14 protein-coding genes and 1 tRNA gene are annotated in these 13971 nt (G+C 56.8%); 6 read left to right on the forward strand and 9 right to left on the reverse strand.

Going from position 1 to position 13971, the window contains the following annotated elements; genetic code table 11:
• Window positions 1–41: 41 nt before the first annotated feature.
• Together ACWF8S_RS08540 and ACWF8S_RS08545 are read left to right on the forward strand one after the other, a co-directional pair.
• Window positions 42–563 (forward strand): hypothetical protein, encoded by a 522-nt coding sequence (locus ACWF8S_RS08540; RefSeq protein ID WP_447556438.1) that lies wholly within the window; start codon window positions 42–44, stop codon window positions 561–563.
• 584 nt (window positions 564–1147) lie between these two features.
• Complete coding sequence (locus ACWF8S_RS08545; RefSeq protein ID WP_447556572.1) at window positions 1148–1798, forward strand: SOS response-associated peptidase; 651 nt, start codon at window positions 1148–1150, stop codon at window positions 1796–1798.
• Between the two features lie 159 nt (window positions 1799–1957).
• On the opposite strand, the gene ACWF8S_RS08550 is transcribed toward ACWF8S_RS08545, so the two are convergent.
• The 6 genes from ACWF8S_RS08550 to ACWF8S_RS08575 form a co-directional block, all read right to left on the reverse strand.
• Complete coding sequence (locus tag ACWF8S_RS08550; protein ID WP_447556439.1) at window positions 1958–3232, reverse strand: Y-family DNA polymerase; 1275 nt, start codon at window positions 3230–3232, stop codon at window positions 1958–1960.
• A complete protein-coding gene (locus tag ACWF8S_RS08555; protein ID WP_447556440.1) occupies window positions 3229–3672 on the reverse strand; it encodes a LexA family protein in 444 nt (147 codons plus the stop codon). Before ACWF8S_RS08555 ends, ACWF8S_RS08550 begins: the two co-directional genes overlap by 4 nt.
• Window positions 3673–3674: 2 nt before the next feature.
• A complete protein-coding gene (locus ACWF8S_RS08560) occupies window positions 3675–3905 on the reverse strand; it encodes a DUF1654 domain-containing protein (protein WP_447556441.1) in 231 nt (76 codons plus the stop codon).
• 306 nt (window positions 3906–4211) lie between these two features.
• Complete coding sequence (locus tag ACWF8S_RS08565) at window positions 4212–4991, reverse strand: hypothetical protein (RefSeq protein WP_447556442.1); 780 nt, start codon at window positions 4989–4991, stop codon at window positions 4212–4214.
• Between the two features lie 128 nt (window positions 4992–5119).
• The gene (locus ACWF8S_RS08570) at window positions 5120–6352 is read right to left on the reverse strand and encodes a tyrosine-type recombinase/integrase (protein WP_447556443.1); all 1233 of its coding nucleotides are present in this window, start codon (window positions 6350–6352) and stop codon (window positions 5120–5122) included.
• Between the two features lie 163 nt (window positions 6353–6515).
• Window positions 6516–6600: transfer RNA gene (locus ACWF8S_RS08575), tRNA-Leu, on the reverse strand.
• Window positions 6601–6679: 79 nt separating this feature from the next.
• Between ACWF8S_RS08575 and ACWF8S_RS08580 the strand changes: the two genes are divergently transcribed.
• The 4 genes from ACWF8S_RS08580 (at window position 6680) to ACWF8S_RS08595 (ending at window position 10822) form a co-directional block, all read left to right on the forward strand.
• Window positions 6680–7399, forward strand: a complete 720-nt coding sequence (locus ACWF8S_RS08580; RefSeq protein ID WP_447556444.1) for a ComF family protein — start codon at window positions 6680–6682, stop codon at window positions 7397–7399.
• A gap of 30 nt (window positions 7400–7429) precedes the next feature.
• Entirely contained in the window at window positions 7430–8404 is a 975-nt protein-coding gene (locus tag ACWF8S_RS08585) for a serine/threonine protein kinase (RefSeq protein WP_447556445.1), read from the forward strand.
• A gap of 281 nt (window positions 8405–8685) precedes the next feature.
• Complete coding sequence (gene folE / locus ACWF8S_RS08590; RefSeq protein WP_447556446.1) at window positions 8686–9237, forward strand: GTP cyclohydrolase I FolE; 552 nt, start codon at window positions 8686–8688, stop codon at window positions 9235–9237.
• A 124-nt stretch (window positions 9238–9361) separates the two neighbouring features.
• A complete protein-coding gene (locus tag ACWF8S_RS08595) occupies window positions 9362–10822 on the forward strand; it encodes an NAD-dependent succinate-semialdehyde dehydrogenase (protein WP_447556447.1) in 1461 nt (486 codons plus the stop codon).
• A gap of 86 nt (window positions 10823–10908) precedes the next feature.
• On the opposite strand, the gene purH is transcribed toward ACWF8S_RS08595, so the two are convergent.
• From purH to dusB, 3 genes are read right to left on the reverse strand one after another with little or no spacing between them, the layout of a single operon-like run.
• Window positions 10909–12489 (reverse strand): bifunctional phosphoribosylaminoimidazolecarboxamide formyltransferase/IMP cyclohydrolase, encoded by a 1581-nt coding sequence (purH, locus tag ACWF8S_RS08600; protein WP_447556448.1) that lies wholly within the window; start codon window positions 12487–12489, stop codon window positions 10909–10911.
• 44 nt (window positions 12490–12533) lie between these two features.
• Window positions 12534–12851 (reverse strand): DNA-binding transcriptional regulator Fis, encoded by a 318-nt coding sequence (gene fis / locus ACWF8S_RS08605; protein WP_447556449.1) that lies wholly within the window; start codon window positions 12849–12851, stop codon window positions 12534–12536.
• Window positions 12848–13888: a tRNA dihydrouridine synthase DusB gene (gene dusB, locus ACWF8S_RS08610; RefSeq protein ID WP_447556450.1), complete on the reverse strand. Its 1041-nt coding sequence runs from the start codon at window positions 13886–13888 to the stop codon at window positions 12848–12850. Before dusB ends, fis begins: the two co-directional genes overlap by 4 nt.
• Window positions 13889–13971: the final 83 nt, after the last annotated feature.

Below are 13971 nucleotides of genomic sequence, written 5' to 3' on the forward strand. Positions count from 1 at the left end.
TGATTGGCTTTTCCTTGCCAAGAAACCCCAGCGACGACCTCATGCTCAAGTTGGGCTACGCCAGGATTCAGACCGCACCCCGCCCAGATGGCGATGTTGTAACCCCAGGTCCAGTGGAAGAGACCGAGGAGGGCGTCTGGCAGCGAACCTGGAGCGTGCGCGACTTCACGCCCGAGGAGCGCGCTGGGCGTCTGGAGGCCGACCGGGAAGATAAGATCCGCGAGATCAACGACGCCTACAGCGACCAGGTGCACCCTCTGATCCGCGACTACCCCGAGCCCGAGCAACAAACGTGGGCCTCCCAAGACGCCGAAGCGCGCGCCTACCTTGCTTGGTACAACGTCCAGCAGGGCGAGCCCCCGGCCACCCCGGTGCTCGATAACATCCTCGCGGGACGCAACGCCGACGACGGCACCGAGACGCTGCACGATCTGTGCCTGGCGGTGCGCGAAAACGCCGAGCTGTTCACCCAGGCCCAGCAGCTGACCGGCAAACGGCAGCGGTTGGTGAAACAGGCCAGAGAGGCGCAGACGCGGGAAGCGCTGGAGGTTATCAGCTGGTAGGAGTGATCGAGCACGACGCGGCCGCCCTGGGGCGGTTTTTTTGTGCTCGAAAAAAGGGCATTAACGGACTGTTATATGGCTTCACTGGTAACCATGCTGCTTGTCACACTATTAAGGTTTCGTTCAGGTGCGTTAGCAGACAAAAGTGCATATGCAGCTATCTTCGAGAACTTCATCAATTCGAAGTCGATAAGTCTCGTAGGTAAGGGTTTCACCATCGTTGAATTTGAGGTCGTCGAGATCTGTCGCTTTAAACACTCTTCCTGGCTCAAGTGCTCCTGGTACCAACTTCATATTGGATTTAGGCAATGTGAGCTTGTCACCTAGCTGATATGACATATTGTCTCTCCTGAGTGAACTACAAGTGAGCATAGCAGCTGGTTAGATAAGGTGGTCCGCTAGTTTGCATCATACGGCTATGGCTACTAGGTTGAAGATGTCGGTGGCAGGAGAGCCGCTGAATGAAACGGACGTCTCGCTCAGGAAGGGCGACCACAAGCCAGGACGGCACGAGAATCCCAAAGCGCCCCTTACGAGGGGCGCTTTTTTTATGCCTTCTCGGTGCAATACGCTACGCTGTGGAAATGTGTGGACGCTTCGCTTTCTTTACCTCGCCCGCGGCCGTGACCGCAAAAACCAGTGCCCAGAGTACCGGTGATGACCTCGTGCCCCGGTATAACATACCGCCTGGCACCAACATCGCGGTTGTCAGAAGCGCCGATGATGGGCCGGTACTCAAGCCCATGTGGTGGGGATATAAACCCCACTGGGCGAATGCAAAAGCCCCTCAGCCCATCAACGCCACAATCGAGAAAGTGGGTAGCTCCGGCTATTTCAAACAGGCCTACGCGCACGCTCGTTGTGTGGTACCAGTGGACGGCTGGTACGAGTGGGACAAAAGCGAGGATCCAAAGCGACCCCACTTCATTTGCCGTGAAGATCGAGAGTTGATCTGGCTGGCCGCAATCTGCACCGAGCGCGCCGACGGCAAACTGGGCTGCGCGATCGTGACCGAGCCCGGGCAAGGCCCGGCCAGCGATGTGCACGACCGTATGCCGCTGGCGCTGGATGACGAGAGCCTGGATATGTGGTTGGACCCGGGGTTCACGGACCCCAAGACCTTGGGCGATGCGATCAAGCATATTGATACGGGGCTGATCACTCATTGGCCGATCAGCACGCGCATCAACAAGCCGGCCGGCGCGGGCGATGAATCGCTCTTGAACCCAGCGTAAGACATCGCGTACGCCAGATTTAAGCGATTACCTACATACCCCGCTTTGGGTAATGACTATGTTCAAGGTGTGACGTCAGGAACGCCGCTTAAAGCATGACGGATACGTCACCCAGGAAGGTCCGGCAAGGACGCAGCCCATGCCACGGAGGGCATGGCTTTAAAGCCTTACTTCTTTGAGTTCATCCCATCTTGTCGTGTACCGCGGCGTGCGGTGCTCGCAGCGCAACTCCCACGCGTTCACTTCCCGATGCATGCCCAGCCTCACGGTGTTCTTACCGTGCTCGCGGTTCAGCTTGTCCAGGGTAGCCATGAGCTTCTCGTTCCTTTCCCGCTTCTCGGGGCTCTCCGTTTCCCCCAATAAACCCAATTGCTCGTTCGCGTGGTCGCAGAGGTCCAACAACATCACGCCGCATTTCTGGTACCAGATCCCCGCCTTGAATATCTCATCGAGCCCGGCGCTCGCCGCGCGTGTCAACTCCCGGCTATCGCACGTCGCATGGGGTAGGGGCACAACAAGGCTTCGGCTATAGCTCGGCAGGTCGCTCCGGAAACGATTCGTGCGCACGAACACCATGATCGCCTGGGCCAAGCCCTCTTGCTTGCGCAGCTTCTCGCCGGCGCGTGCAGCATGCACTCGTACGGCTTCGCGAAGGTCGGTTTTGTTCTGGGTCAGCCGGCCAAACGAGCGGCTGACCATGATCTGCTTTTTTGGCTCGGTCATATCGTCGAGCGTAATACAGTCGACCCCGCGGAGTTCGTACACGATCCGTTCCATGACGACCGAGAAATGCTTGCGCAGGTGCTTGGGCGAGGCCTCGCGCAGCTGCCAGGCCGTCTCGATACCCAGGGTCAGAAGACGAGCCGCGCTTCGGTGCGCTACGCCCCAGACTTCGCTGACCGGTAGCCGTTCCAGGAATGCCCGGGTGTCGTCGCTATCCGGATGCATAATGGCCACACCGTCGAAGCCCGGCTCTTTTTTGGCCCGGTGGTTCGCGATCTTCGCCAACGTCTTGCTGGTGCTTAGCCCCACGCTGACCGGTATACCCGTATCCCGTTTGACTTGGGCCCGCATCGCTTGGCAGCGATCCGTGAGAGAGTCGAGCTCGAACCCTTCGAACGATAGGAAAGACTCATCGATGCTGTACACCTCGACGTGGGGCGTATGCTGCCCCAGCACGTTGGTGACGCGCCGGCTCATGTCACCGTACAGCGCGTAGTTCGAGCTTAGCAGCGTGCACTGCTTGCGAACGTGAGGTTCGATCTGGTGCGCCGGCATGCCCATCGCCACGCCCAGGTCTTTAATCTCCTGCGAACGCGCGACGACGCAGCCATCGTTGTTGGACATAACGCCCACGGGCTGGCCTTCAAGCCGCGGCTGGAAAACCCTCTCGCAGCTCACATAGAAATTGTTGCAGTCGACCAAGGCGATCACACCGAGAACCCCGGGGCGAGCGAATGGATATTGTGAGTGACCACGCCCCATACCTGGCACTCTTTACCCTGCAGGGGGATCGGGCGGAATTCAGGGTTGGCCGCTACCAGGTAGGGGCGATTGCCAATCGTGCTGAGCTTCTTGCACGTGAGTTCGCCATCGACGCTCATGATGACGATGTGACCGGGCTTGGGCTCTACTGATCGATTAACGATGAGCAGGTCATCGTTATAGATGCCGGCGCCCTCCATTGATGTGCCCTTGGCTCGCAGGAAATAGGTGGCGCTGGGTTGCTGTACCAGGTGCTCCATAAGATCCAGCTCGCACTCGAGGTAGTCGTCAGCGGGAGAGGGGAACCCTGTGCGGACAAAACCAGCAACCAAGGGGATTGGCAGCGGTGGGGCGAAACGATCGGCACGGCCGAGAACAGATAGGCTCATGTTCATGCCATGCTCTCTTCTGGGTTCCAGCGAATGCGGACATGTTCGCCGGCGTCATCGAGGGGAATCAGCGTCACGTTCTCAACGGTGGCGAGCTCCTTGAGCATGCGGCCCCAGTCGTCGGCGTTATCGTCCGGCTGGCGCTGGAGCTCTGTGCAGCATTCGGACTGCGCTTTGGGGCTGCCGATTTTGCGCTTTACGCGATCGACGAGCTGTTGGTAGGTATTCGACATAATGTGCCCTCCCTTGATAGCTGTTAATTTATACAGTACTCAAGGGCGGAGTATAGGCAGGTAGATCAAGGGTCGTCTAGGGGAGGGTGGTCGCAATTTGGTCGCAGACTGTGTGCAACCAGTGTAGGCAATGTAGGTGGTGGAAAAGCTAAAAGCCTGATTTATCAGCCCAGGCCCGGTGCAAGCGCAGCCGTTGAAAGTACCACAGCGGATTCAAAATCCGCTGCCCGTCATGAGCGGTTTCTCTTCTTTTAACCAAGGTCATCCAATGACGTTCATAGATTTATTGGCTAAAATTAAAATTAATCATTTATAATAATTTATAAATGCTTGCGCTATAGTTCCTCCAGCGATAACTAAGGTTAATAATGATATTAGGAACTGTCCCCGTATAATGTTTTTATGCCTTCTTTCCTCTTCATCGTAATCAGCTAAAGTTTTTAATGCTTTAGAACTAACTATGTATCCAGATTCTTTTTTGAGTAAATCGTTAGAATCTACTAAGGATTCCATGATAAGTCTAACCCTAGTACTTGCATGTTGAAAGTCTGGGTGCCTGATAAAGTAAGAGCTATTCTTGTTATTTAAATAATCAATAGGTAACATGGTTTTTGCCATGTGTTGTTCAGAAAGACCTTTTAAATGCATATCTACTAGAGTTTTAAGAACAACAATCCTTTCTTCAACTAGAAGAGCTCTTTTGTTGAATAAGTGCTGCATGAATGAACGGTAAATTGCATTCGTATGTGTTTTTAATTTTTTTCTTAATAAATTTAGTTTCGTAAAGCCTTCTAAGCTATTATAGATAAAAATCATGCCTTTATAGCTATGTGTTATTTGATAATTTTTATAACTGGTTTCATCTATATTTATGAGTTTCTCTGTTGTGTATCTGGAGTTTTCTTTGGACCATTCTTTGCAAAATAAATTGTCATTTTCTATGCTTTCAACAAGCAGGTATTTTGTACCATCATCATTATTAATATAGCAGCTATAGCAATCCTCTTTTCCATCAAGTTTGACTCGTGGGGGGCAATTCTTTTTTAAGATTGTTTCAACCCTATTCTTAGCAGTTTTATTATCCATGCTTACCCTAAAATCTAGATAGTGGTGGACACATTTGTATAATATAGAAAGAGTACTTTATTTTAACGTTAATCAGTATGCAAGCTAGCTAAAGAATATTTAAACATTAGATACTAGTTGCACTGGGCCTAACGCTGAATAATTATCTCGAATTTTTTGATTTGTTCTTCATCCATTACTTCAGTGAGCGCGTCCAGATAGTCCGAGTACCACTGCATCATCGCGCGTCGCTTCTCAATGTACTGCGCTTGGTTGTACACCCCAGCCACTCCCGCCTCTTTATGAGCCAGCTGTGCCTCCACGAGCTCCATGGGCCACCCATGCTCGCGCAGCAGCGTAGACGCCGTGTGCCGCGTACCATGCCCCACCAACTTGCCCTTATAGCCAATCTTCGAAAGCACCAGGTTAATCGTATTCTCGCTCAACACGCAGTGCCGAGGCCCTTGCCCTGGAAAGATAAGGCGTTGTCGGCCCGTAAGCAGGCGCAGCTCTTTTAGCGATTCCAGGGTTTGAGTGGGTAGCGGGACAATGTGATCGCGCCGTGCCTTCATCTTCTCCGCGGGAATACGCCAAAGACCATCTTCAAAGGAAATCTCCGGCCACTCAGCGAAGCGAACCATGCCCGGCCTCGAGGCGGTGCGCAGTATCGTCCAGATAGCTGTCAGGGTAGTGGTACGCGATTTCGAGTGGCTCAGCGCGCGCAAGAACTCCGGCAGGTCAGCCTCAACCAGATACGGGTAGCGCTGAGAGGGCGGTGCAATAGCCGCAATGCGGTGAAGCTCGCTGGCGGGGTTCATCTCGCATAACCCTTCGGCGATCGCCTCGCTGAATATCTGGTTCATCCAGACACGGACTTTCTCGGCAATGTTGTATGCCCCCCGCGCTTCAATAGCGCGCTGAACGGTCGCGCATTCAATCCGGGAGATTTTGCTCAAGGGCTTGTTGCCGATGCGGGGCAGTACGTCCAGGTCCAGATAGCGCCTCATTTGAGACGTAGTGCCTTCCGCGCGGCCCACATCTACCTTTCGCTGGTACCAGCGCTCCGCTGAGTCTTGAAAAGTAGGCAGTTCGCCTTGCTCGTCCATGTTGGCAATATCGATGCCATCCGAAAGCTGGCGTCGAAGGTCTTCAGAAGCACGCCTGGCGGCTTTGCCGGACACTGCAGGGAATCCCCCAAGACCTTTCCAGGACCACTTTCCATTGGGCCGCTTATAGCGCAGCTCCCAGGATTTGGAGCCATTGGGCTTCACGCGAATATAGAGACCTGAGCCATCGAGCTCACGGTAGGCTTTTTCCTCGGGCTCGAGTGAGGCGAGAACGGTATCGGCGAGAGGGCGCCGTTTGATCTGAGAACGTTTCATGCAGAGTCGCTAGTTGTATGCCTGAAGTTAAGCATACAAGAGGGCATACAGAAAAACGATGGATATAGAGGGTAAAGCAGGGGAAACCAGACCAAAGAAAGGAGGTGACAAGGCCTGGTTTGTATAGCTTTAGAGCGTGTTGAGCATTCTAAAGCATTGAATTTGGTGCGGATGGGGAGACTCGAACTCCCACACCTTACGGCACTAGAACCTAAATCTAGCGTGTCTACCAATTCCACCACATCCGCAGAAGACGATGCGTATACTACCAATAATCTAGCCCAAGTCAATACAAAGAAGCAGTTATCAGTAACTTTCGAGGTGTTCATGGCGTTGAGGCATTGGTTCGAAGTCGCCCAGGTCGCGTTGAAAAAGGCCCTTCCGGGATACTGCGCCTTTTGCCTGTCGCCCGATGCGCACGCCAAAGGGTGGTGCGATGAGTGTTATGCGCTCCTGGCTCACAACGGCGTCGCCTGCCCCCAATGCAAGGAACCGCGGGCTGCGTCGGATGCACCCTTGAGTACCACGCTTTGCAGGCACTGCTTGAGCGCACCTCCGGCGTTCAGCGCAACCACTGCCGAGTTTCTTTACCAGGGCGCCGTTAAAGAGCTGGTTCGCGATTTCAAGTTCCACGCCTCGCCCCGGGCGGGCATGCTTCTGGTAGAGCTGATGCTCGAGAAACCACCCGATCACATGGGCGATGCGCTTTTAGGCGTGCCGATGCACCGCTCGAAGGCACGTGAGCGTGGCTTCAACCAGGCCAGCTGGCTGGCTGAGCAACTAGCGAAACGCCTGGGGATGGACGTGGTGGCGGGGCAGTGCATTAAACGGGTGCCCTCGCAGCGCACGCTCGATCGCAAGGCAAGGGCTGACAATCTTGAAGGCGCTTTCAGGCTGCCCGAGAAGCTGCCAGACCACGTCATCGTGGTCGATGACGTGATCACCACGGGCGCCACTGGCCACGAGCTCGCGCGCATGGCGATAGCCGCGGGAGCGCGTCGGGTGGAGCTGTGGGCACCGGCGCGTACGCCGCTGGGCACGAGCTGATAGAATGCCCTTTTTTCAAAGGAGCGGATCATGGCCCACGTATTTAGCGCGCTTTCCCCGGATGCGGTGATGTCTGCCGCCGAATCCGTCGGCATCTATCCGGCTGCCGAGCCCTTTGCCCTCAATAGCTACGAAAACCGCGTATTGATGTTTCAGGACGAGGATAAAAAGCGCTGGGTCATGAAGTTCTATCGCCCCGCGCGCTGGGACAACGCCGTAATTCAGGAAGAGCATGATTTTCTGACCGAGCTACAGACGGCCCGTGTGCCGGTCAACGCCCCCTGGCGTGACAAGGATGGCCGCTCGCTGTTCGACCACCAGGGGTTTCGCTTTGCGCTGTTTTCGCAGTGCGTGGGCCAGGCCCCTGAACTGGATAACCCCGACCACCTGTTTGCGCTGGGTGAAGTGCTGGGCCATATGCATCAGCAGGGCGCCAAACACGCTTTCAACCATCGCCCCTCGTTCAATCATGAGGCTGATATCAAGGATGCCGAAGCGCGGGTGCTGGCAAGTCATTGGCTGAATCAGCAACAGCGTCGCGCTTACTCCCAGGTAGTCGAGAAAATACTCGGCGCTCTGGCACGCCTGGATTGGGACAGCGTGGCGTTGATACGTACCCACGGTGACTGTCATCTGGGCAACATACTGGGCCGGGATGATACCTTCACACTGGTCGACTTCGACGACTGCATGATGGCGCCGGCTATTCAGGACGTGTGGATGCTGCTGCCCACGGGGGAGCCCGACAGTTGGCACGCCCAGCTCAGCGAAATGACGGAAGGCTACGAACAGGTTCGCCCGTTTCCCAGCGAGCAGCTTGGCCTGATCGAGCCGTTAAGGGGCTACCGGCTGATTCGCTATACGGCGTGGCTGGTGTCGCGCTGGGACGACCCGGCGTTTCCACGCGCGTTTCCCTGGGTGGCCGAAAGCGGCTATTGGGACCAGCACATTCGACAGCTCGAGCAGCAACTGCTGTTGCTAGCCGAGCCACGCTGGCTTGCGTGAAGGGTTGATTCTGAAAATGTCGGGATGTGGATGTTTAACCACGGTTTTTGAAATGTTTTACCCTGCCACCTGGGCTCCAGGTAGGGTAAAATGCGCGCACTCCACCGCTTTTAACTTGTCGCTTTTAATGATGTACACGCTCATGGGCTTTTGGTCTGTGATGTAAAAGCGCCGAAAGCAGTTTGCCATGAGGCGGCACGTATCCACTTGGGTGATTGATGAACCCTCCCGTGTTCCAGAAAGACCGTGCCGCCCGTTAGTTAGGTTGAATGAGGCTCGTCATGACCGATGACATTGCAAAGAACTATCGCGACATTATTACCGCCTTGGGCGAGGACCCGGACCGCGAAGGACTTCGCGATACGCCGACCCGGGCCGCCAAGGCGATGCAGTTTCTGAATGCGGGTTATAAAACCTCACTCGATGAGATCATCAATAACGCGGTGTTCGAGTCTCAAACCGACGAAATGGTGCTGGTCAAGGATATCGAGCTCTACTCGATGTGTGAGCATCACTTGTTGCCCTTTATCGGCAAGTGTCATATCGCCTACCTGCCGGATGGCAAGGTCCTGGGGCTTTCCAAGTTTGCGCGGATCGTGGACATGTACGCCCGGCGCATGCAGATCCAGGAAAATCTGACCCGCCAGATCGCTGAAACGGTACAGGAAGTGACCGGAGCCAAGGGGGTAGGGGTCGTGATCGAGGCCCGACACCTTTGCATGATGATGCGCGGTGTCGAAAAGCAGAACTCCAGCATGACCACTTCGGTCATGCTGGGGCGCTTTAGAAGCAGTCAGGCAACGCGTCAGGAGTTTCTTACATTGGTTAATTGAGGACAGAAATCTTGCGCCCCGGCCGGCAAACATTTGGTCAAATGGGCAGATTCGTCTTAGCATGAAACGATTGATATGAATCGAACATGGACAACAAAGATGACCTTCGGGTCGGGAGACTGTCATGGAAGCGCTCAAAGAGACCGAACTGTATTGCCCGTTTGCCTATATAGACGGTAGCTGGGTGGCCGCCGACAGCGGCGAGCAGATCAATGTCATCAACCCCGCGACCGGCGACAGCATGGGCGATATGCCGCGCCTGGGCCGGGCCGAGACCGAGCGGGCAATCGACGCCGCCGACAAGGCGCTGCCTGCCTGGCGTGCGCTCACCGCCCAGGAACGCTCGGATCTCTTGTTCAAGTGGTACGACTTGATGCTCGAGCATCAACACGACCTGGCCCTGCTGATGACCCATGAGCAGGGCAAGCCCGTCAAGGAAGCCGAAGGGGAAATTGCCTACGCGGCCAGCTTTATTCGCTGGTTCGCCGAGGAGGCCCGTCGCATTTACGGGGAAACCATTCCGGCGGCAAAGGCGAGCCAGCGGATCATGGTGACCAAGCAGCCCGTGGGTGTCGTCGGGGCGATCACCCCCTGGAATTTCCCTGCCGCCATGATTACCCGCAAGGCCGGAGCAGCCTTGGCCGCCGGCTGCACGATCGTGGTGAAGCCCGCAAGTCAGACGCCTTTTTCCGCGACCGCGCTTGCGCTTCTGGCCGAACGGGCGGGCATCCCTCGCGGCGTGTTCAATGTAGTACCCGGGAAAGCCGCCGAAATCGCCAAGGCGCTGACCGATTCACCCAAGGTTCGCAAGATCACCTTTACCGGCTCGACGGAAGTGGGACGCGAGCTGATGGCGCAAGCCTCACAGCACGTGCAGAAAATCTCTCTGGAGCTTGGGGGTAATGCACCCTTTATCGTGTTCGAGGACGCGGATCTGGACGCCGCCGTCGAAGGCGCCATGGCCGCCAAGTTCCGTAACGCCGGCCAGACCTGCATATGCACCAACCGCTTTCTGGTTCAGTCGAGCGTGATCAACGCCTTCTGCGAAAAGTTGGCGGTGGCAATGAACAGCGAACTGCACGTCGGCGACGGTACCGAGCCCAACATCAATGTGGGGCCCTTGATCGACGAGAATGGGCTTAAAAAGGTCAGCGAGCACGTACAGGATGCGGTAGACAAGGGAGCCGAGCTCTTGCTGGGCGGCCACCCGCACCCCCTGGGCGGCAACTTCTTCACGCCGACCTTGATCAGCTTTGCCAACGATACGATGAAAGTCGCCCAGGAGGAGACCTTTGGCCCGCTCGCCGCAGTGTTTCCTTTCGACGATGAGGAAACCGCCATCGAGATGGCCAACGACACCCAGTATGGTCTGGCGTCCTATTTCTACTCTAAGGATCTCGCTAGGGTCTGGCGGGTATCCGAGGCACTGGAGTACGGCATGGTGGGCATCAATACCGGGCTCATTTCCAATGCCATGGCGCCCTTTGGCGGGGTGAAAGCCTCGGGTCTTGGCCGCGAAGGGGGCCATCAGGGCATCGAAGAGTATTTGGAAACCAAATACCTGTGCATCGATCTGGGCAACTAGACCGTTTGAGCGTCAAAGGCCCAGGCATATGCCTGGGCCTTTTCATGGGTGACCATCAAGAGGTATGCCTCTTGGCGGCTCGCTTCTCAATGGCGGAAATGACGCATGCCGGTAAAGACCATGGCGATATCGGCCTCGTCGGCGGCATCGATGACTTCCTGGTCGCGCATGGAGCCGCCGGGTTGAATCACGGCGGTAATTCCTGCTTGTGCCGCGGCGTCGATACCGTCGCGGAACGGGAAGAACGCGTCTGAGGCCATGACCGAGCCGGGCACGGAGAGGCCTTCGTCGGATGCCTTGATACCCGCAATTCTTGCCGAGTAGACCCGGCTCATCTGACCGGCGCCCACACCGATGGTCTGGCCCTCCTTGGCGTAGACGATGGCGTTGGACTTGACGAATTTCGCTACCCGCCAGGCAAACATCAGATCACGAAGCTCCTGTTCGGAAGGCGCTCGCTTGCTCACCACGGTCAGTTCATCGCGGGTGGTCATGCCCCGGTCGAGTTCCTGCACCAGCAGCCCGCCGTTGACGCGCTTGAAGTCCATGGCAGGTTCGATGTTGCGTCCCTGCAGTGCTTTTACTTCCAGAAGACGTATATTCTGCTTTTCGGCCACGATCGAGGCGGCTTCGTCGCTGACCCCGGGGGCGATGATCACCTCGACGAACTGACGGTCGATAATCGCCCGGGCGGTCTGGGCATCCAGCGCCACGTTGAAGGCAATGATGCCGCCAAAGGCGCTGGTCGGGTCGGTAGCGAAGGCTTTATCGTAGGCCTCGAGGGCGCTTGTACCCACGGCTACACCGCAAGGGTTGGCATGCTTGACGATCACGCAGGCGGTTTCATCGAAGGCCTTGACGGTCTCGAAGGCGGCGTCGGTGTCGGCCACGTTATTGTAGGAAAGCGGCTTGCCCTGGCGGATACGGGCGGTTGCCACGCTGGGCTCGGCCGCGTTGGGGTCGACGTAGAAGGCCGCCTGCTGGTGGGGGTTTTCCCCGTAGCGCATATCCTGCTTCTTGGTCAGCTGCAGATTGAAGGTGCGGGCGAAGGTGGCATCGCTTTCGCTCAGCTGGCGGCCCAGATAGTTGGCAATGGCGCCGTCGTACGCGGCGGTGTGCTCGAAGGCTTTCACTGCCAGGTCGAAACGGGTCGCTTCGCTGACGCTGCCGTCCTGGGCGGCCATTTCACCCAGCACCCGTGCGTAGTCGTCGGTATTGACCACGATCGTGGTGAAAGCATGGTTCTTCGCGCAGGCGCGCACCATGGTAGGCCCGCCAATGTCGATGTTCTCGATGGCATCAATCAGGGTGCAGTCGTTTTTGGCAACGGTGGCCTCGAAAGGATAGAGGTTCACTACCACCATATCGATGGGGTCGATATCGTTGTCGGCCATGACCGCATCGTCCTGGCCGCGGCGGGCGAGAATGCCGCCGTGAATCTTGGGATGCAGCGTCTTGACGCGGCCATCCATGATCTCGGGGAAGCCGGTATGCTCGGAGACTTCCTGTACCGCAATGGCGTTTTCCTTGAGCAGGCGGAAGGTGCCGCCGGTAGAGAGGAGGGCGACGCCTTGCTCGCTGAGCCCGCGGGCGAACTCGACGATGCCGGTTTTATCGGACACGCTTAACAGGGCGCGGCGAACAGGGGAGTGGGTACTATCTGCCATAAGATGCTCGTAAGATTCGAAGATTAAAAACAACAACGCCCCACTTAAGGGGCGTCACTTTCAATTAAACCGTACTGCTTGAGTTTCTTTCTCAGCGTGCCTCGGTTCAGGCCCAGCACGTCGGCGGCCCGCGTCTGGTTGCCGGCGGTATGATCCAGTACGCAGGCAAGCAGCGGCGCCTCCACTTCGGCCATCACCATGGCGTAAAGGTCAGTTGCCTGACCGCCATCGAGATGCTCGAAGTAACGGCGCATCGCAGTTTCCACCGCCTCTCTCAAGGGTTGGGGTGGTTCTTCCTGGCTGGCACTCAAGGGGCCGTTGAGCGAGGACAATTCGCTATCCAATACAAAACGTTCGTTCATGCAGCGTGGCTTCCTTTAGCTAGCAGGTGCGCCGCGGCGTCAGGCGACATCGCCTTGTTGATCCAGTCAAACTGTGCCTGCGGTGTGCCTAGCGCATTGAATTGTTTTTTTAATGCCTTGCGTTCGGCCTCTTCAAAGCGCGCGTCTTCATCGAGATACCAGCCCAGATGTTTACGCGCGATGCGAAGCCCCATGGTATCGCCATAGAATCCATGCAGGGCTTGAACGTGTTCGTCCAGTACGCGGTGCCGTTCACCCAATGAAGGCAGCTTCAGTTGCTCGCCATGGGCCAGATAGTGATTGATCTGCTCGAATATCCAAGGATTGCCCTGGGCGCCCCGACCTACCATCAGAGCATCCGCGCCGGTATGGCGAAGCACGAAGGCGGCTTTCTCGGGCGAGGTAATATCGCCATTGGCAATCACGGGAATCGAGAGATGCGACTTTACCCTGGCGATGGTGTCGTACTCGGCACAACCAGTATAGCGCTGTTCGCGGTGTCTACCATGGATCGCCAGCGCTTTAATGCCGGCTGCCTCGGCAAGTCTTGCAATGCTCAGTGCGTTGTTGGAGTCCTGGCACCAGCCGGTGCGAATCTTCAGCGTTACGGGAACAGCCACCGCGCCCACCACGGCCTCGAGAATCTCGGCGACCAGCGCTTCATCGCGCATCAGCGCCGACCCCGCCGCTTTATTGCACACTTTCTTGGCCGGGCAGCCCATGTTGATATCGATGACCTCAGCGCCCAGCTCGACGTTGAGCCGTGCCGCCTGGGCCAGCATCGCGGCGTCACCACCGGCGATCTGCACCACTCGGGGCGAGGGTTCGCCTTCGTGATCCATGCGCAGCTGGGACTTGCGGGTATGCCAGAGCGACGGGTCACTGGTGACCATTTCACCCACGACCCAGCCTGCGCCCAGACGCCGGCAAAGCCTGCGAAACGGGCGGTCGGTGACGCCGGCCATCGGCGCCAGCATCACCGGGCCTTTTAGCGGGTAAGGCCCAATCCTGGGAAGTGCATCGATCAATAGTGTCATGGCGTTTATAGCGTCAGGGCTTGCGGGGCAGGCGTATCAAGGGGGCGTATGATACGCCTACTTAGGGGTAGCGTGAAGGCCGT

It is taken from the genome of Vreelandella xerophytica (assembly GCF_968048975.1).

What these genes read in the sequence shown, in the direction of transcription:
- purH (WP_447556448.1), bottom strand. Translation starts at nt 12,489, where the DNA reads ATGGCAGATAGTACCCACTCCCCTGTTCGCCGCGCCCTGTTAAGCGTG.
- ACWF8S_RS08580 (WP_447556444.1), top strand. Translation starts at nt 6,680, where the DNA reads ATGGCGTTGAGGCATTGGTTCGAAGTCGCCCAGGTCGCGTTGAAAAAG.
- folE (WP_447556446.1), top strand. Translation starts at nt 8,686, where the DNA reads ATGACCGATGACATTGCAAAGAACTATCGCGACATTATTACCGCCTTG.
- fis (WP_447556449.1), bottom strand. Translation starts at nt 12,851, where the DNA reads ATGAACGAACGTTTTGTATTGGATAGCGAATTGTCCTCGCTCAACGGC.
- ACWF8S_RS08565 (WP_447556442.1), bottom strand. Translation starts at nt 4,991, where the DNA reads ATGGATAATAAAACTGCTAAGAATAGGGTTGAAACAATCTTAAAAAAG.
- ACWF8S_RS08545 (WP_447556572.1), top strand. Translation starts at nt 1,148, where the DNA reads ATGTGTGGACGCTTCGCTTTCTTTACCTCGCCCGCGGCCGTGACCGCA.
- ACWF8S_RS08555 (WP_447556440.1), bottom strand. Translation starts at nt 3,672, where the DNA reads ATGAGCCTATCTGTTCTCGGCCGTGCCGATCGTTTCGCCCCACCGCTG.
- ACWF8S_RS08560 (WP_447556441.1), bottom strand. Translation starts at nt 3,905, where the DNA reads ATGTCGAATACCTACCAACAGCTCGTCGATCGCGTAAAGCGCAAAATC.
- dusB (WP_447556450.1), bottom strand. Translation starts at nt 13,888, where the DNA reads ATGACACTATTGATCGATGCACTTCCCAGGATTGGGCCTTACCCGCTA.
- ACWF8S_RS08540 (WP_447556438.1), top strand. Translation starts at nt 42, where the DNA reads ATGCTCAAGTTGGGCTACGCCAGGATTCAGACCGCACCCCGCCCAGAT.
- ACWF8S_RS08585 (WP_447556445.1), top strand. Translation starts at nt 7,430, where the DNA reads ATGGCCCACGTATTTAGCGCGCTTTCCCCGGATGCGGTGATGTCTGCC.
- ACWF8S_RS08595 (WP_447556447.1), top strand. Translation starts at nt 9,362, where the DNA reads ATGGAAGCGCTCAAAGAGACCGAACTGTATTGCCCGTTTGCCTATATA.
- ACWF8S_RS08570 (WP_447556443.1), bottom strand. Translation starts at nt 6,352, where the DNA reads ATGAAACGTTCTCAGATCAAACGGCGCCCTCTCGCCGATACCGTTCTC.